Below are 18,048 nucleotides of genomic sequence, written 5' to 3'. Positions count from 1 at the left end.
GTGCGTTTAACATACTGTTTCATCACATTCTCCTCAAAACCAGTGGAAAATGTGTCAACGCTATTCAGGACGGGACAGCCGTCGAAAAAAGGGCGCATCGTGATGGGGAAGCCACTGACCATAAGACACTTTCATAGCGTTGCCAAAAAGAAGAGAGACGGAACGCTATATTTCCATGAGTAGATTAGGCTTACCTTAAGCAGGGCGCGGAGGTGTTATCCCGCTCAACCAGAAAATCTGCGCGCGGAAGACAGCATGTTATCTGTTCGGGCGGTCCAGTGAGGGCAATTTGGCAGGGGAAGGGCATAAAAAAACGCACCGGAAGAAAGCACCCGGTGCGTTCAGATAACGCGAGGCGTCGGGCGTCAGTTAGCGCGCCAGAGCACCCTGTGGTTTTTTGCCGATCAGGCGGTCAATACTGTACGCACCAGGACCCACTAAACCTAACACCAGGAAGCCCCCTGCGATAGACAGGTTTTTCATGAACATCAGCTGGTTAACGCCTTCTGCGAAGTTACTGTGAAACAGAAACGCGGTCAGAATAGTAAAGCCAGCGGTAAACAGCGCAGTAAAGCGGGTCAGGAAGCCAAACATAATGGCCAGGCCGCCGCCAAACTCCAGCAGAATAACCAGTGGCAGTATGAAACCCGGCACGCCCATCGCTTCCATGTACTGCTGAGTGCCAGCATAACCGGTAATTTTGCCCCAGCCAGAAACGATAAACAGGATAGTCATCAGGATACGGGCGGCCAACAAACCACTGTCTTCGAATTTTTTCATCATAAGCTCCAATGCTAAAAGTTTGCAAGGCGACGCTGCCCGCAGTGAATATTCCCGTTAACCGCATGATGGCGATTAGCCGGGCTGATAGCTGGAGATGATAGTAGCGAGGGGTTACAGTTGTAAGCAATATAAACTGTCGATGTTATTCAGTAAATTTGATAAAAAGCAAAAGCCAGCCGCAATCGGGCTGGCTTTGGGGGATTCAACGCGGGGGAAGAGCGGATTTCACCATGCGCCATGTACTCCACAGACCGAAGCCCCGTTTCGCCCAGCGGAGCAGGCGATTAGGGCTGCGAATGGAATAAATGGCTAACGCACTACTGCCAATGGCCAGGTAACGTTTCAAACTTAAAAACGTAAACCAGCCACGGTCGTAAGAGGCCGTGATCTCCAGCCAGCCACGCCGCGCCGCGCTCAGATCCAGGCGTTGCTGCTGAACCTGCTTTAGCAGTTCATCGATGCGCGCTTGACGCTCACGGCAACTCATTAGTGGTTATCCTCGAGCAGATCACGATCGTTAGCCAGTTCTTTACGCGTATGGCGCAATAGCGTGGACTGACGTGACTTACGCAGTGTCCATAGCCCAAAGATCAGCGCCAGCAAGAACAGCACGCCGGTGGTGATGGCAATGGCCATTAAACGGTACTGCGCATCAACTGCCCAGATAATCAGCACCATCAGGCTCATCAGGCCAAAAGCAGTGAAAAGCATGGTCAGGCCAAGCATCAACAGCATCTGGATCAGATTGGCCTTCTCTTCTTCCAGCTCTACCACTGCAAGACGAACGCGTGTTTCGACCATACTGACCAGCGTGGTAACAATACGCTGACCAATGTTGATGACCCCTTTGGCCGGTCCGTGGTTCTGCTGTGAATCCGTCATGATTAACGACGCGAGATCAGCATACCGATGGCAACGCCAATCGCCGCACCGATACCTACGCCGTGCCATGGGTTGTCACGCACGTAACCATCCGCTTTTTGTGCGGCTTCACGCGTGGTGGCCGCCAGGCGCTCACCGGATTCACCTAAACGCTCGCGAGAGCTGTCCAGCGCAACGCGCGCTTTGTGACGGAGTTTATCCAGTTCACCTTTTGATTTTTCAGTTCCGCTGCTCAGGACTTCTTCCAGCGTATCCGCCAGGTTTTTCAGTTCAGCACGCAAATATTCCGATGATGTGTCTTTAGACATAAAATACTCCTTTAACATCAGTAGATTGAATCCGATTAATAGGGCTCCGCCTGTAACTTCTTAAGCTCCTGGCGTGCTTCTTCCAGCTTGTGTTCGCGTTTCGCAATCTTGTCCTTGTCATGACCTTCGTCGCGCTCTTCCTTGAGTTCGCGCTCACGCTCAGCCACTTTCTGCTTCTGAGCGTTAATTTTTTCCAGATGTGAGGCTTTAAGCTTTTTATCGGTACATCCTGCCCGCACTTCGGTCAGGGCGCGCTCCAGGCCGTTTACACGACGCTGGTTGTTATGCTTCTGAGCCATCTCGATTTCGCGCTGAATATCCTGCTCTTTTTGCTGACACAGCGACTGTGCTGCCATCAACGAGCCTGAAAGAGAAAACAGCACCATTCCCAGCAGTAATTTGTGTTTCATTAGGCTTTGTACCTTCCATTGTTGCCTGACTTAATTCAACGCGGTGCACAAGCATTCCGCACTGCGTTGATAACCAGCCTTAGTTTAAGCATAGACATCAGGTGGAAAAAGTCCAAAGATCACCGATATACAGAAAAACGCTCAGCACACCTTGTCGGTGAGATGAGCGATAAGAAAGGAATACGGACTAGGCGAGAGAAAGGTGAGGCATCGGATCGTGTTGAGCGACGATAAACCCCTCTGGCAGCAGGCGACGCAGCACTTTCTGCGCGGCCAGACTCTGCTCTTCATTATCAAAATGGATAATCAGCGCATCGCCAGAGGGCGTGATGCTTTTGATACGAATGCCCTGAGCGCTCAGCTGTTGATACAGATAGAAGCCATCGGGCATCGGCGCACCCGCATGTGAAACGCGAATCTGTACCACGTTTTCATGACGCATCAGGTTGGGCACCATGCTGACAGCAATCAGCGCAAATGCGCCACCAATTAACCAGGGAAGCCAGCGTTTAGGAATGACCTGTAACAGTTTCATGAGCCCTCACCACGCTGGTTTGCCCGGCGCTTACGCCACAGCACAATCAGCGAGCCTACCAGCCCAATCACCAGTAACGCCAACGGCAACATCATCAGGAAAAACATCAGTTCATCTTCGTAACGGCGGAAGATGGGGGTTTTACCTAAGGCAAAGCCCAGGACGGTAAGGATGACGACCCATAAGAAGCCGCTCATCCAGTTAAAAAACTGGAAACGGGCATTACTTAAACCAGAAAGCCCGGCAATCGTGGGCAGCAGGGTGCGCACAAAGGCAATAAAACGACCAATCAGCAGTGCCGATAAGCCGTGGCGGTGAAACAGATTATGGGCGCGCTGATGATAGCGGGCAGGAAGGTGCGATAACCAGTTTTGAACCGTCGGCGTGTTCCCCAGCCAGCGGCCCTGAATATAGCTGACCCAGCACCCCAGGCTGGCACCGGTCGTGAGGACCAGAATGGTCAGCGGGAAGCCCATGGTCCCTTTGGCAATCAGCACGCCCACCAGAATCAGCAAGCTGTCGCCAGGCAGAAAAGCGGCAGGCAATAAGCCGTTTTCCAGAAAAAGGATCATAAATAAAACGCCGTAAATCGCCCATACCAGCGTTGGATCAGAAAGCGTTTCATAATCCTGTTGCCACAAGGCATGCAGCAGCGCTTGCAAAATTTCCATCAATCGTTCCTGAACATCATCGTTAATCATGTCCCACAGGGACCTCAGCGCAGACTGACATTTGTTATATATTTTGAGAGCGTCGTCTGAGCAAGCGTTTCTGGATCCTTCCAGAACTGATTGTTAAATCAGCGATTTGATAAGCCCTTATCGCAAAAGGTAAGAAAAGGGTGATAACTGTAACAAAAATCATGCATCGGAGACAGAACTACTCCTAAACGAACAGGAGTTTTACCCTCTGTATCACGATGTAAAAAGGAGTTTTACATGTACTGACACTATTGCAGATTAACTGACTGTTTTTAAGTCAGGTTAACGCGGAATCGTGTCTGCATCCGGAAGCACAACCGGATTTTCGCTAAACATGTAACGGTCGACGTTGAACTCAAAATCGTCGGCGGTGGCGTTAAATAACATCTGCTTGGTATTTTCGAGATGTTGCCACATTGCCAGCTTACTGGCGGCGGGATCTTTGCGTATTAAGGCTTTCAGAATCTGATCGTGATCGTCACACCAGCTTACGATACTGCGCTGATCGATATGCTCATGCAGCTTAAGCCAGTAGGGATTGTGCAAGCGGTGCAGCCACATCTTTTCTACAATCGCGGCCAGGGCGCTGTTTTGCGTCGACTGGGCGATGCGAACGTGAAACTTCATATCCCATTCCGAGTCCCTGAAATGGTCCTCCTGACGGGCTTTCTCCTGAATCGCCATTAAATCGACGATATCTTTGCGCGTCACCTGGGTTGCCGCGAACTCCGCCACGTTACTTTCGATAAGCTGGCGGGCCTGCAACAGCTCGAAAGGCCCAAAGGCGGCAAACTCTAACTGGCTGCTGCTTTCGGCAACCCGGTTTTGCTGCTGGCTGGAAATGACATGAATGCCCGACCCTTTGCGCACCTCAACGTAGCCTTCGACTTCCAGCATAATAATGGCTTCGCGCACCACCGTGCGGCTGACTTCCATCTCTTCAGCGATCAGGCGTTCTGCGGGCAGTTTCTCACCCACCTGATAAACCCCGTTTTCAATGCGGCGTTTTAACTCGCTGGCCAGCTGTTGATAAAGTCGACGAGATTCAGTGAGGTCCATGACACCGTCCAAGGTAACGATCAGATAAGATAAGTTGTTATACCACTTTGCGGTAAGAGATGAAAAGGGCTGGCGCAGGCCAGCCCGCAGGATTAGCTACGTACCGTCGCAGCCGCAGAAGGAGAAGGTGGTGTCTGAAGCTCAGATATGGGCTGATTTTTTAGCACTGTCCAGATGACGATGGCGCCCAGCAAATCGAACACGGCCAGCGCGGCAAACAGGGGGCTAAAGCCTAATGTATCGGCCAACGCACCGACGACCAGCGCAAACAGGGTGCTGGCTGTCCAGGCTGCCATGCCGGTCAGGCCGTTGGCGGTGGCAACTTCGTTACGGCCAAACACATCGGAAGACAGGGTAATCAGCGCACCAGACAGCGCCTGGTGGGCAAAGCCGCCGACGCACAGCAGCGCGATAGCAATATAAGGACTGGTAAATAAACCGATGGTGCCTGGACCTATCATCAAAACGGCACCCATGGTGACCACCATTTTGCGTGACACAATCAGGTTAACCCCAAACCAGCGCTGAAACAGCGGTGGCAGGTAGCCGCCCAGGATACAACCAAAGTCAGCAAACAGCATCGGCATCCAGGCAAAAAGCGCGATCTCTTTAAGGTTGAAACCATAAACCTTAAACATAAAAAGCGGAATCCAGGCGTTAAAGGTGCCCCATGCGGGTTCTGCCAGGAAACGTGGCAGGGCGATCCCCCAGAACTGGCGATTACGCAGAATCTGCAGTGCCGACATTTTGGTGCTGTTGCCGGTTTGATGCTGAAGCTCCTGACCGGAGATGATGTAGTGACGCTCTTCTTCACTCAGCTTTTTCTGCTGTTTAGGATGTTTATAAAACACCAGCCAGCAGAGCGCCCAAATCATGCTCAGCACGCCCGAGATAATGAACGCCATCTGCCAGCTGTGCGCGACAATCGCCCAGACCACCAGGGGAGGCGCCAGCATGGCACCGATTGACGAGCCGACGTTAAAGTAGCCTACCGCCACGGAGCGCTCTTTAGCGGGGAACCACTCGCTACTGGCTTTGAGTCCGGCAGGGATCATCGCCGCTTCTGCGGCACCCACTGCACCGCGTGCCAACGCCAGACCGCCCCAGCTTCCCGCCAGCGCTGTCGCGGCGCAAAAGATCGCCCACAGTACAGCAAATACCGCGTAGCCCACTTTGGTACCTAATAAATCAAGAACATAACCCGCTACAGGCTGCATTACGGTGTAGCAGGCAGAGTACGCCGCCACAATATAGGAGTACTGCTGGGTGGTGATATGCAGTTCTGTTTGTAGCGTTGGCGCTGCCACGGCAATCGTGTTACGCGTCAGATAGCCGAGCACCGTTCCGAGCGTGACCAGGCCAATCATATACCAGCGTAATCCTTTGATCTTACGCATTCTGTACCTCTTCCAGTTGTTTGTGCGGTCTTACCGCTGTTGTTATCTGGAGCGGGACATCTCGTGATACAGCTCTGCTCACGCCCGCCGGTCCTGCACCAGCGACCGTTATCTGCCTTGCCTTGTGTAAGAAATTTGTTACCTTGCGGTAAAGCGAGAGCCTAACTTGTTATACAACTTTAAAAGTTGAAAGCCATCACAAAAACCCGCAATAGCTTGTGGGATACTGCAAACAGATGAGATCACAGCCAGTTAGCGCGCTGCAGGCGACAATAAGGTCCATATGAGATGTGATCATCTTGCTTAAATGTGACCTGAGTCGTAAAAAAACCTGCAGTCAGCCAAAATTGGTATGATAACTTTGAGTCATTCAGGGGTAATCCCATAAGGAAGCTTTGTATGTCGCGTTTCATGACCGAGGATTTTTTGCTGGACACTGAGTTCGCTCGTCGTCTTTATCACGGCTACGCCAAAGATCAGCCCGTCTACGATTATCACTGCCATTTACCGCCGCAGCAGATTGCTGAAAACTATCGTTTTGCCAACCTTTACGATATCTGGCTGAAAGGCGATCACTATAAGTGGCGGGCGATGCGGGCTAACGGTGTGGCAGAGGCGCTGTGCACCGGCGACGCCAGCGATCGGGATAAATTCAATGCCTGGGCGCGAACGGTACCGCAAACCATCGGCAATCCGCTTTATCACTGGACGCATCTGGAATTACGTCGTCCCTTTGGCATTACCGGCGTGCTGCTGTCCGAAAAAACGGCCGATGAGATCTGGCAGCGCTGCAACGATTTACTGGCGCAGGACGATTTCACTGCGCGCGGCATCATGCAGCAGATGAACGTTAAGATGGTCGGGACCACCGACGATCCGCTGGACGATCTGACACATCACCGCGTACTGGCAGAAGACAGCAGCTTCAAGGTGAAGGTGCTGCCAAGCTGGCGTCCGGACAAAGCCTTTAATATCGAAGCCGACACCTTCCTGCCGTGGATTGAAAAACTGGAAAGCCTGACCGATATCAGCGTGCAGCGCTTTGATGATTTACGTCAGGCGCTGAGCAAACGTCTGGATCACTTTGCGGCACACGGCTGCAAGATTTCCGACCATGCGCTGGATGTGGTGTGTTATGCCGATGCGGATGAAACCACGCTGGACAGCATTCTGGCGCATCGTCGCGGCGGCGCAAAGCCGGATGCGCAGGCTATCGCCCAGTTTAAAACCGCAGTGCTGGTATGGCTTGGCGGGGAATACGCTCGCCGTGGATGGGTGCAGCAGTACCATATTGGTGCGTTGCGCAATACCAACCAACGCCAGTTCCAACTGCTGGGCGCAGATGTGGGCTTTGACTCCATCAACGATCAGCCTGTTGCCGAACCTCTGGCCCGCTTACTTGGCGCGCAAAACCTCAATAACGCCTTGCCTAAAACCGTCCTCTACTGTCTGAATCCGCGGGATAATGAAGTGCTGGCGACCATGGCCGGAAATTTCCAGGGCGAGGGCCAGGCAGGGAAAATGCAGTTTGGTTCCGCCTGGTGGTTTAACGATCAACTGGATGGCATGCAGCGCCAGATGACGCAGCTGGCGCAAATTGGCCTGCTGAGCCGCTTCGTCGGGATGTTAACCGACAGCCGCAGCTTCCTTTCTTATACCCGTCATGAATATTTCCGTCGGCTGCTGTGCCAGATGATTGGCCGCTGGGTCGAACAGGGCGAAGCGCCTGCAGATGAAGCGCTGTTGGGCCAGATGGTACAAAACATTTGCTTCAACAATGCCCGTGACTATTTTGGCATTGAGCTGGGAGCCTGACCATGAAGCGGCTGAACCGCCACGACTTTCCCGGCGCGGTCTACCACGATCGCGTGATTCAGTTCGGTGAAGGTAACTTTCTGCGTGCCTTTATCGACTGGCAACTTGACTGGCTCAATGAACATCAGGGTACAGACGCCGGTGTGGTGGTGGTCAGGCCGCGTAATCGCGACGTCAGCGACAATCTGAATCAGCAGGACGGTCTGTATACCACGCTGATTCGCGGGCTGAACGCACAGGGGGAACAGGTGAGCGAAAGCCGCCTGATCCGCAGCCTGAACCGTGAGATTCAGCCTTACCAGCAGTTTGACGATTTTATGGCGCTGGCACGTCAGCCCGAGATGCGTTTTGTGTTCTCCAATACCACCGAAGCCGGCATCACGTTTACCGAAACCGATCGGTTAAGCGATCGGCCTGCATCCAGCTTTCCGGGCAAGCTGACGCAACTGCTTTGGGCGCGTTACCAGCATTTCGTAGGGAATAAAGAAAAAGGCTGGCTCATCGTGCCTTGTGAGTTGGTCGATCACAATGGCGATATGCTGCGCACTCTGGTGCTGCGCTATGCCGATCTCTGGCAACTGCCCCAGGCGTTTCAACGCTGGGTTGATACGTGCTGTGCGTTCTACAACACGCTGGTGGATCGGATTGTGACCGGCTTTCCGTCCGACAGCGCCACGCTCGAAGATCAACTGGGATACCAGGACCGTTTTCTGGTGGCCGGGGAAGTCTATTACCAGTTTGTTCTTCAGGGACCCACGGCGCTGTTTGACGAACTGAAGCTTGCCGCACTGACGCCGCAGGTCCGCCACGTTGACGATATCGCCCCGTACAAAGCCCAAAAGGTGGCCATTCTGAACGGTGCCCACACCGCGATGGTGCCGGTCGCCTGTCTGGCGGGGCTTGAGAGCGTAGGAGAGGCGATGGACGATGAGCAAATCTCTGCTTATGTCGATGCGCTGCTGCGCAAAGAGATTATCCCCACGTTGGATCTGCCAGCCGATGAGCTCAACGCTTTTGCCGACGCGGTGTTGCGCCGCTTCCGCAATCCGTTTATTCGCCATGCACTGCTTTCCATCGCCCTGAACAGCATGACCAAGTTCCGTACACGTTTGTTGCAACCTTTGCTGATGTCGCATGCGAAAACAGGGCAGTGGCCACAGCACCTGACGTTTGCGCTGGCAGCCCTGATTGCGTTTTATCGCGGGGAATCGGCGGATAAAAGCTGGCCTCTGCAGGATGAGCCGCACTGGCTGGAACGCTACTCAGAGGGCTGGGCCGCCGTGACGGCAGAGCAAATCTCGCCTTTAGCGTTGGTCAGTCGCGTATTAAGTGATGCTCAGCACTGGGGACAAGATTTAACACAGCAACCCGGCCTGGCCGAAACGGTCAGCCAGCACCTGCAACGCATCCTCGCGCACGGTATACGTGACGCGCTGAGCCAACGGAGATAACCATGCAAGACGCCATAAAAATTCATCCGCAGGACAATGTTGCCGTGGCGTTGCATGATATGGAAGCCGACACCACGATTGAACTCGCCGCCCAGCCCGTCACGTTGCTTCAGGACGTGGGACGGGGGCACAAGTTTGCCTTGCGCGCCATCGGCAAGGACGAGTTGATCATAAAATATGGGTTGCCGATTGCGCATGCGACTCAGGCCGTTGGGGCAGGGGAGCTGATTCATTCCCACAATGCCCGCACCAATCTCAGTGACCTTGATCACTACGACTATGTGCCTGAGCAGATGGCTTTAACCACCCAGCCGGGCGACCGTGAGGTGCAGCTTTACCGCCGTGCCAATGGTGAGGTCGGCATCCGCAACGAGCTGTGGATCTTACCGACCGTAGGCTGCGTAAACGGGATTGCGCGACAGATTTTACAGCGCTTTCTGAAGGAGACGCAGGATGCAGCCGGTACAGACGGCGCTTTTCTGTTTAGTCACACCTTTGGCTGTTCGCAGTTAGGGCAGGATCATGACAACACCCGCACCATGCTACAAAACATGGTTCGCCATCCGAATGCGGGCGCGGTATTAGTGATAGGCCTGGGCTGCGAGAACAATCAGGTGGATGTGTTTCGTGAAACGCTGGGCGCATTTGAAAGCGATCGCGTTGAGTTTATGGTGTGCCAGCAACATGACGATGAAGTCGAAGCCGGACTGGAACGGCTGCATGCGCTCTATGAAAAAATGCGTCACGACCGCCGTTCACCGGGCACACTCAGCGAGCTTAAGTTCGGTCTGGAATGTGGCGGCTCTGATGGATTTTCGGGCATTACGGCCAATCCGCTGCTGGGCCGCTTTTCCGATCAGATGATCGCCAACGGCGGGACAACGGTGCTGACGGAAGTGCCTGAAATGTTTGGTGCCGAACGTATTCTGATGGGCCGTTGCCGGGATCGGGCCACCTTCGACAAAACCGTGTCGATGATTAACGACTTCAAACAGTACTTTATCGATCATCATCAGCCCATCTATGAAAACCCGTCACCGGGTAATAAAGCAGGCGGTATTACCACGCTGGAAGAGAAGTCACTCGGCTGTACACAAAAAGCGGGGCAAAGTCAGGTGGTGGACGTACTCAAGTATGGCGAACGTCTCACCGCACCGGGCCTTAACCTGTTGAGCGCGCCGGGGAACGATGCGGTGGCGACCAGTGCGCTGGCGGGTGCGGGCTGTCATATGGTGCTGTTCAGCACCGGGCGCGGCACGCCGTACGGCGGATTTGTCCCCACGGTCAAGCTGGCCACCAACACGCCGCTGGCTGAAAAGAAACCGCACTGGATTGATTTTAACGCCGGAAGACTGCTCGATGGCATGAGCATGGACGCGCTGTTAGCCGACTTTGTTGACACCATTGTGGCGATTGCCAACGGGCAGTTAACCAACAATGAAAAAAATGATTTTCGTGAGCTGGCTATTTTTAAAAGCGGCGTGACGCTGTAAGCGTAAGGACGGCATAGCTGCCGTCCTTAGTTTTATGACGCAACCGCGCCGACTGACATCAGGTTACGCGTGCGCTGGGCCGCATGGCTTTCGTATAGCAGGCTGCCTGGGCCTCAGATCCTGAAATAGCTGGTCATCCATAGCGTTAGACCGCTAAACAGACTTCAATACGTTTTTCTCCTCGCCCGCAACGGTCACTGATGCCGTATTCGTGCATCCCATAAGAGAGATGCCTGAAAGCCACCCACGCGATCCGGCACAATCTACGAACCTTCCTGATCACTTTTCTCCTGTGGATTCTGGCTGTCCGGTTTAGCGGGCTTCACTCGCAAAATTAACGGCAGGCACTCACCTGACTCGTCTTTTTAACGGCGACGAATTTTACAGCCGAAAGGGGTTTCATCCTGCTGAGTGTGCACGTGCACATTTCTTCTTATTGTGAGATCTCGATCGCAGACTGCTGGTTGATTAATGATGTGCACGTGCACATAATAAAAAACAGGGAGGATAATATGAAAATAACCGGTTTAAACGTTTATGACGTCGATCTTCGCGCCCGGCAACCGGGTCATAACCTGATTATCGTGGAGATTGAAACGGACGAAGGGATTTCCGGTATCGGCGAAGTCGCGATGAGCTACGGCGTCGGTGCCAAGTCCGTTATTCCCGTGCTTGAGTCGCTGACAAAGACTTACCTTACAGGCCGCTCACCTTTTGATTCAGAACTGATTTTCCAACAGTGTTTTGATAAGTCCTACTGGGCGCGCGGCCGATCGCTGGCGATATATGGCGCGATGAGTGCAATCGATATCGCCCTGTGGGATATCAAAGGTAAAGCACTCAATCTGCCGGTTTACCAACTGTTGGGGGGGAAATGCCGTGACAGGATTCCGCTCTATGCAAACCACTGGTATTTCGATGCCTGGCGACCAGAAGAGTTCGCTGAACGGGCGCTGCGGGTGGTAAACGAGGGCTATAAAGGGCTGAAATTTGATCCCTTTAAAATGTCGCCAACGGGAGAAAAGTCTACGCCCGATCGTCCCGTCAGCAAAGCATGGGGAAATATGGCCATCGCAAGGGTTAAAGCGGTGCGTGAAGCCGTTGGCGATGACATCGATATCATGCTCGATCTTCATGGCTGCCTGAATGTGTCCGACGCGGTTAAATGGGGGAAACAACTGGAAGCGTTCTCTCCTTATTTTTACGAAGAACCGACCGATACGCTGCTGATAAACGCCTCAGCTGAAGTCAAACTGAAGGTGGATATTCCGCTGGCCGGCGGTGAGCGTTTATATACCCGTTATGATTTTGCGCCTTTCATTGAAAACCGTATCTTCGAACTGATTCAGCCCGATATGGGACTGGCAGGCGGTTTTACCGAAATGAAAAAAATCGCTGCCTTTGCAGAAACCTATCAAATTGCCATCCAGCCACATAATGCTTCTGGCCCAGTTTTAACGGCTGCCTGTGTGCAATTTGATATCTGTACCACCAATGTTCAAATTCAGGAATGGTTTCCTTACTGGCAGGATGAACGTTATCGGGTTGTCCAGGAGGCGCTTGAACATAACGTTAAAGACGGTCACTTTGTCGTTGAAGAGATGAATCCCGGCTTGGGCGTTAAACTCGATAAAAACTATTTATCAAATTTCCAACAATATAAATTTAAATAATTAACCATCAGGATGAATAAAATGAAAAGAATCTTTCTTTGCTGCAATGCGGGCATGAGCACCTCTATGCTCGTAAAAAAAATGAAGGCGTCTGCCGCTGAGCAAAACATCGATATTGAAATCGAGGCCTTTCCACTGGAGAAATTTAACGAAAGCATTGAAACCTATGATCTCTGCCTGTTGGGGCCTCAGGTGCGATATAAACTTGAGGAATTCAGGAAAATAGCCGCCGAAAAAAATAAAAAAGTAGAAGCTATTAATCCAATGGATTACGGAATGATGAAGGGTGACAACGTATTAAAGTTTGCGCTCGAATTACTTGGCTAAACGTACGCCAATATGAGGAAGTAACTCATGAAAATGTATGATGTTATTATTTCAATGATTGAAAAGAAGATAGCGCCTGTTGCAGGTAAAATCGGCGGGCAGCGCCACGTGCTGGCTGTGCGTGATGGGTTTATCTCTGCCATGCCATTTATGATTGTGGGCAGCTTTCTGATGATACTGGCCTTTCCGCCTTTTTCCCGGGACACGACCTTTGCTTTCGGGCAAATGTGGCTGGAATTTGCCACCAACCATAAAGAAGCGATCATGCTGCCTTTTCGCATGACGATGGGCATCATGACGATCTATGTCGCTGTGGGGATTGGCTATAACCTGGCACAGGGCTATAAACTCAGTCCATTAATGGGCGGGCTACTTTCATTGTGTTCATTTCTGATTGTCGCTGCACCTTTCACTAACGGAAATATTCCCGCCATGTATATGGGCGGAACGGGGATCTTTACGGCGCTATTAACCTCAATCTATTCCATCGAGTTAATGCGACTCCTGAAAGCGAAAAATTTCACTATTCGCTTGCCGGAGCAGGTACCAGAAAAAATAGCACAGTCGTTTGAACTGCTGGTTCCCGTGTTGATTATGATCGCGACCCTTTATCCGCTTTCACTTCTGCTGCAACACGTTTCCGGCATGTTATTGCCCGAGCTTATCATGGCGGTTTTTAAACCCCTGGTCACCGCCTCAGACAGCCTGACCGCCGTTCTGATTTGTGTACTGCTCTCGCATCTGCTGTGGTTTTGTGGGATTCATGGTGCAGCTATTGTCACAAATTTATTGCAACCTTTCTGGCTGGCAAATATTGCCGCCAATCAGCTGGCGCTTGAAATGGGGCAGGCACTGCCAAACAGCTTTGTCGATCCGTTCTGGCGGTTTTACATCGTTATCGGCGGATGTGGTTCAACGCTGGCACTGGTCATGATGTATATCCGCAGCCGTTCTTCACATTTACGTTCTATCGGCAAGCTAAGTATTGTGCCCTCCTTTTTTAACATTAACGAACCGGTGATATTTGGTTCGCCGATTATTATGAATCCCGTCATGCTGATTCCGTTTGTCGGTGCCCCACTTATCAATGCCACTGTGGCATGGTTTGCGCTGGCGTCGGGATTTGTGGATAAACCGATATCTATCGTTCCCTGGACCACACCGGCTTTATTAGGTTCCCCCTGGGCCGCCGGATGGGCTGTCGGGCCGGTCATACTTGTGCTGACTAATTTTGCGATTTCATGCCTGATCTGGTTACCGTTTTTCAAAGCCTATGAAAAACAGTTACTCGCTCAGGAAACTGAAACGACGTGTTAATACCACCTGGGATAATTAAAAATGAATATTGAACTGGTTGTTATGGAAATCATTACGAACGCCGGAGAAAGTAAGAGCGAAGCGATGATGGCGTTACAGCATGCAAAACGTCATGAATGGCAGGCGTGCGACGCCGCGCTGATGCGTTCAAAAGAGGCAGCGGGACGGGCACACGCCATACAAACCCAATTAATTGGATTAGATGAGGGCGAAGGGAAAGTCCCTGTTACGCTGGTTATGGTTCATGCGCAAGACCATTTAATGACGGCCATGCTGGCGAATGAACTGATTAAAGAAATGATTGAAATGTATAGAAATAAGTCCTGATTCTCCGTACGATGAACCCGGGTTTCTTCACCATTACTGCTTTATTCATAGTGGATCACCATGAGCACGATAGTTGATGTTGCAAGACTTGCGAATGTCTCCCGGGTTACGGTTACCCGGGTTCTGAATGAGCCTGAAAAAGTAAAAGAAGAAACCCGCGTTCGTGTGGAAAACGCAATCAAGACGCTGAGCTATACGCCAAATTTGAGCGCCCGCTCCCTGGTAAGTAAAAGTAGCGGGGTGATAGGGATGCTGGTGCCAGATAACATCTCTGGTTTTTTTGGTTCAGTGATGAGTGCGGTGCACAAGCAGGTGAATGCCAACGGTAAGATGCTGATGGTGTTAGAAAGTGCGGATGCCACAGAAGAAGAGAACGCATTACGCAAGCTTAATGAGATTAACTGTGATGGTTTCCTGCTTTATATTCGCCATCTGCCCGACGACAAAATAACGCATTACACCCAGGACAAACCCGTTGCACTTCTTGATGCTGCGGAAACCTCGGTCATCGCGGGCGTGTCGTTTGGGCACTACGACGCCGCGTTTGAAGCAACACAAAAGCTGATCACGGCCGGACACCGTTATATTGCCGTCGTCGGGGGGCCAGAATCGCGTCGCAGTGCCATCGCTCGCGTAAAGGGCTGTGCCGATGCGATACGCACGGTCAATCCGTCATGGGATACCCGCTATGTTCTGTCCGGTAGCTACGATCAGGCCTTTGGGGAGCAGGCCACGCTTGAACTGGTCACGCGCCATCCTGAGATTACCGCCCTTGTTTACTGTGGTGAGCGATCCTGTGCCGGCGGTTTGAGAGCATTAAAAACGCTGGGAAGAAGTGTGCCCGATACCATGTCGGTCATCGCGTTCGATAGCTTTGGACTGACCCAATATCTCGGCCCGCAAATTGAGAGCGTTATTTATCCGGTCAAAGAAATGGCTGAATACGGCGTGAGCGAAGTGCTGAGCAGGCTCCAGAACAGAGGCTACATCATCCGGCCAAAAGCGTTTTCCCACTCTTTCGTTCCCGGTGATTCAATCCGTCATTGCGACGCATAAACCTGCCCGTAGCCACGGCCTTTAACGTTTCGGCGCAGGTTCATCACCCCAGAAGCGCAGCCTTCATCCGGGCCGTAACCGCCTTCAGTCACACCTTACACCGCCGCGATTAAAGAGAACGACAGCACGTTCACACTGACTTCATTCTGCTGGAAAGGCGGTGACAGGTGGTGAAGCATTCTGGTTATCCACTTTTTGTCGCGGACGGAGAAACATCCCCGCCTTTGCGGGCGGGGATGCACTATTACTGGTTGAGCCGCTTCTTATCGTTCTTGTGATTCACCCAGGCATTGATTACCAGGGTGGAGCCAAGAATCACGCCCACCACGCCCAGGGATATCGCTACCGGAATATGGTAAATATCGACAATCAGCATCTTGATACCGATAAACACCAATACGAGCGCCAGGCCATATTTCAGCATCGAGAAGCGTTCCGCCACGTTAGACAGCAGGAAGTACATGGCACGCAGACCCAGAATCGCAAACAGGTTTGAGGTCAGAACGATAAAGGGATCGGTGGTGACGGCAAAGATTGCCGGGATACTGTCGACGGCAAAGATCACATCACTTAATTCGACCATGATCAGCACCAGCAGCAGCGGTGTCGCAAACAGCACGCCGTTCTTACGGGTAAAGAATTTCTCCCCTTCCAGCGTGTCGGTCATGCGCAGATGTTTACGCAGCCAGCGCACCACCGGTTTGTCGCCCACCGCCGCATCATCCTCTTTTGCCATCGCCATTTTGATACCGGTAAACAGCAGGAAGGCACCGAAGATATACAGGACCCAGCTAAACTGCGTGACCAGCCAGCTACCCGCGAAGATCATGATGGTACGCAGCACGATAGCGCCTAATACACCGTAAATCAGCACGCGCCGTTGCAGGTTGGCAGGCACAGAGAAGTAGCTGAACAGCATCAGCCAGACAAAGACGTTATCGACCGCGAGGGATTTTTCCAGCACGTAGCCGGTCAGAAAGGCCAGGGTTTGGCTGGTGGCCACTTCGCGTCCGGCGGTGCCTTCCAGATACCACCAAAACGCGGCGCTGAACAGGAGCGAGACGGACACCCAAATCAGTGACCAGACGGCAGCCTGTTTAAAGGTCATGGTTTGCGAACCGCGACGGCCCTGTAAGAACAGGTCAATCGCCAGCATGATAAGCACTACAACCGCAAAACTGCCCCAGAGGAGTGGCGTACCTACAGTTTGCATCATCGTATCCTGTCTAAAAATAAAAAAACGGCTGAAGTCAGAAGACGTCAGCCGCTTATTCAGTGTAAGCAAACCTCGCCTTCCGGCAAGGTCTCACTTACAACTCAGGAATCGATTCTGGGTTGCCTGATGACCGGATGCGTGCGCAACGTAGTGACGATCAATCAGCTTACAAGTTACTCCCCTTTGCAAGCGGGTAAGTTACCTGCCTGGTGGTCAGGAATCAATCGATGAATGTCATATTTTGAAATATTTACATTCAGGGCCGATCGGCCGGGAAAACAACGCCCGTCTGGCGTCGAATCTCGGTCAGTAATCTGGCGACGCTGCGGGAAATCTCCAGTGCCGGATGGCTGACGTGACGCTGTTCAACCAGCCGCACAAAGGTCTGCGCTTCATACAGCATCGTGTTGATATGCTGCGGCTGGCTTAGATTCTGTTTATCCCCTTCACGCGGAATAAAGGTCACTGACTGGCACTCGGCGATCCGGTTAACCACCAGCGATCCGGCTTCGCCCTGGATTTCACTGTCCAGCATGGCGTCACTCACCTTGGAATGCAAAATAGTCACATCAAACTGACCATAATTCAGGATCACCGTGCCGTGCGCATCGACGCCGCTTTCCAGCAGGCTGGCAGAGGCAAAAACCTGCTGGGGTTCGCCCCACAGCGTGACGGCCGTCGCCAGACAATAGTAGCCAATATCCATAATGGACCCGTTTGACCAGCGGGGATCGAAGGTGTTGGGATGCTCGCCGTTCAGGTAACGGGGATAACGAGAGGAGTACTGGCAATAGTTCAGCAGCGCTTTGCGGAGTGTGCCAAGCTTTGGCAGCCCCTGTTGCAGTTGAATAAAGTTCGGTAAGCTGGCGGTTTTAAAGGCTTCGAACAGCACCACCTGATGACTAAAGGCGCAGGCGATCATCGCCTCAACCTCTTGCAGATTGGAGGCCAGCGGCTTTTCGCAAATGACGTGTTTGCCCTGTGACATAAACAGCATGGCCTGCTGGCAATGCAGTGCGTTGGGGCTGGCGATATACACGGCGTCGATGTCAGGACTGGCGGCCATGGCCTCCAGTGACGTAAAGAGATGGTCGCAGGGATAGTCATGACGGAATGCTTCCGCCTGCTCTGGGCTGCGCGAATAGACGGCACAGAGTGTCATGTGGCCGGTTTCATGTGCGGCATCAATAAACTGACGCGTAATCCAGTTGGTTCCCACAATGGCAAAGCGAATCACAGTTAGCCTCCTGCATGTGTAAAAACCGCAGAGTAGCATCTGAAACCGGGCAAGCAACGCC

19 protein-coding genes are annotated in these 18,048 nt (G+C 52.4%); 8 read left to right on the top strand and 11 right to left on the bottom strand.

The window, feature by feature from the left end; all coding sequences use genetic code 11:
* Positions 1-369: 369 nt before the first annotated feature.
* The 9 genes from NR177_RS20465 to NR177_RS20425 form a co-directional block, all read right to left on the bottom strand.
* A complete protein-coding gene (locus tag NR177_RS20465) occupies positions 370-780 on the bottom strand; it encodes a DoxX family protein (protein ID WP_063881035.1) in 411 nt (136 codons plus the stop codon).
* Between the two features lie 205 nt (positions 781-985).
* Entirely contained in the window at positions 986-1,270 is a 285-nt protein-coding gene (locus tag NR177_RS20460) for a YqjK-like family protein (RefSeq protein ID WP_063877348.1), read from the bottom strand.
* Positions 1,270-1,665, bottom strand: a complete 396-nt coding sequence (locus NR177_RS20455) for a phage holin family protein (RefSeq protein ID WP_172823880.1) — start codon at positions 1,663-1,665, stop codon at positions 1,270-1,272. The genes NR177_RS20460 and NR177_RS20455 overlap by 1 nt, the downstream gene beginning before the upstream one ends.
* Positions 1,666-1,667: 2 nt before the next feature.
* Positions 1,668-1,973, bottom strand: a complete 306-nt coding sequence (locus NR177_RS20450; protein ID WP_014604934.1) for a YqjD family protein — start codon at positions 1,971-1,973, stop codon at positions 1,668-1,670.
* Between the two features lie 35 nt (positions 1,974-2,008).
* On the bottom strand, positions 2,009-2,383 hold the full coding sequence (locus NR177_RS20445) for a DUF1090 domain-containing protein (protein WP_063877347.1): 375 nt from the start codon (positions 2,381-2,383) through the stop codon (positions 2,009-2,011).
* 187 nt (positions 2,384-2,570) lie between these two features.
* The gene (mzrA, locus tag NR177_RS20440) at positions 2,571-2,918 is read right to left on the bottom strand and encodes an EnvZ/OmpR regulon moderator MzrA (protein ID WP_109716852.1); all 348 of its coding nucleotides are present in this window, start codon (positions 2,916-2,918) and stop codon (positions 2,571-2,573) included.
* Positions 2,915-3,589, bottom strand: a complete 675-nt coding sequence (locus NR177_RS20435; protein WP_063877345.1) for a DedA family protein — start codon at positions 3,587-3,589, stop codon at positions 2,915-2,917. The genes mzrA and NR177_RS20435 overlap by 4 nt, the downstream gene beginning before the upstream one ends.
* Before the next feature lie 312 nt (positions 3,590-3,901).
* A complete protein-coding gene (gene exuR / locus NR177_RS20430) occupies positions 3,902-4,678 on the bottom strand; it encodes a transcriptional regulator ExuR (RefSeq protein WP_063881033.1) in 777 nt (258 codons plus the stop codon).
* A 92-nt stretch (positions 4,679-4,770) separates the two neighbouring features.
* Complete coding sequence (locus NR177_RS20425) at positions 4,771-6,075, bottom strand: MFS transporter (RefSeq protein WP_063877344.1); 1,305 nt, start codon at positions 6,073-6,075, stop codon at positions 4,771-4,773.
* A 399-nt stretch (positions 6,076-6,474) separates the two neighbouring features.
* Here NR177_RS20425 and uxaC point away from each other — a divergent pair, with 399 nt between their 5' ends.
* The 8 genes from uxaC to NR177_RS20385 all read left to right on the top strand — a co-directional run bounded on the left by uxaC (position 6,475) and on the right by NR177_RS20385 (position 15,534).
* Entirely contained in the window at positions 6,475-7,890 is a 1,416-nt protein-coding gene (gene uxaC / locus NR177_RS20420) for a glucuronate isomerase (RefSeq protein ID WP_096011215.1), read from the top strand.
* Between the two features lie 2 nt (positions 7,891-7,892).
* Positions 7,893-9,341 carry a tagaturonate reductase gene (locus NR177_RS20415; protein WP_256853502.1) on the top strand — a complete coding sequence of 483 codons (1,449 nt, stop codon included), beginning with the start codon at positions 7,893-7,895 and terminating at the stop codon, positions 9,339-9,341.
* Between the two features lie 2 nt (positions 9,342-9,343).
* Positions 9,344-10,834, top strand: coding sequence for a UxaA family hydrolase (locus NR177_RS20410; protein ID WP_096011214.1), 1,491 nt, complete (start codon positions 9,344-9,346; stop codon positions 10,832-10,834).
* A gap of 512 nt (positions 10,835-11,346) precedes the next feature.
* Entirely contained in the window at positions 11,347-12,507 is a 1,161-nt protein-coding gene (locus NR177_RS20405; protein ID WP_256853501.1) for a mandelate racemase/muconate lactonizing enzyme family protein, read from the top strand.
* A 21-nt stretch (positions 12,508-12,528) separates the two neighbouring features.
* A complete protein-coding gene (locus NR177_RS20400) occupies positions 12,529-12,834 on the top strand; it encodes a PTS sugar transporter subunit IIB (RefSeq protein ID WP_096011212.1) in 306 nt (101 codons plus the stop codon).
* Positions 12,835-12,861: 27 nt separating this feature from the next.
* Positions 12,862-14,151: a PTS sugar transporter subunit IIC gene (locus NR177_RS20395; protein ID WP_256853500.1), complete on the top strand. Its 1,290-nt coding sequence runs from the start codon at positions 12,862-12,864 to the stop codon at positions 14,149-14,151.
* A gap of 21 nt (positions 14,152-14,172) precedes the next feature.
* The gene (locus NR177_RS20390) at positions 14,173-14,478 is read left to right on the top strand and encodes a PTS lactose/cellobiose transporter subunit IIA (protein WP_063877337.1); all 306 of its coding nucleotides are present in this window, start codon (positions 14,173-14,175) and stop codon (positions 14,476-14,478) included.
* Between the two features lie 60 nt (positions 14,479-14,538).
* Positions 14,539-15,534 (top strand): LacI family DNA-binding transcriptional regulator, encoded by a 996-nt coding sequence (locus NR177_RS20385; protein ID WP_256853499.1) that lies wholly within the window; start codon positions 14,539-14,541, stop codon positions 15,532-15,534.
* 244 nt (positions 15,535-15,778) lie between these two features.
* On the opposite strand, the gene NR177_RS20380 is transcribed toward NR177_RS20385, so the two are convergent.
* Together NR177_RS20380 and NR177_RS20375 are read right to left on the bottom strand one after the other, a co-directional pair.
* Positions 15,779-16,747 (bottom strand): TerC family protein, encoded by a 969-nt coding sequence (locus tag NR177_RS20380; protein ID WP_063877335.1) that lies wholly within the window; start codon positions 16,745-16,747, stop codon positions 15,779-15,781.
* Between the two features lie 259 nt (positions 16,748-17,006).
* Positions 17,007-17,987 (bottom strand): Gfo/Idh/MocA family protein, encoded by a 981-nt coding sequence (locus NR177_RS20375; protein WP_256853498.1) that lies wholly within the window; start codon positions 17,985-17,987, stop codon positions 17,007-17,009.
* Between the last annotated feature and the right edge of the window lie 61 nt (positions 17,988-18,048).

Source organism: Pantoea sp. Fr+CA_20 (genome assembly GCF_024520835.1).
In the GTDB taxonomy this organism is placed as follows: domain Bacteria; phylum Pseudomonadota; class Gammaproteobacteria; order Enterobacterales; family Enterobacteriaceae; genus Pantoea; species Pantoea allii.
Note: the sequence above shows the minus strand (reverse complement) of the source record. Positions and strands in the feature narration are given on the sequence as shown.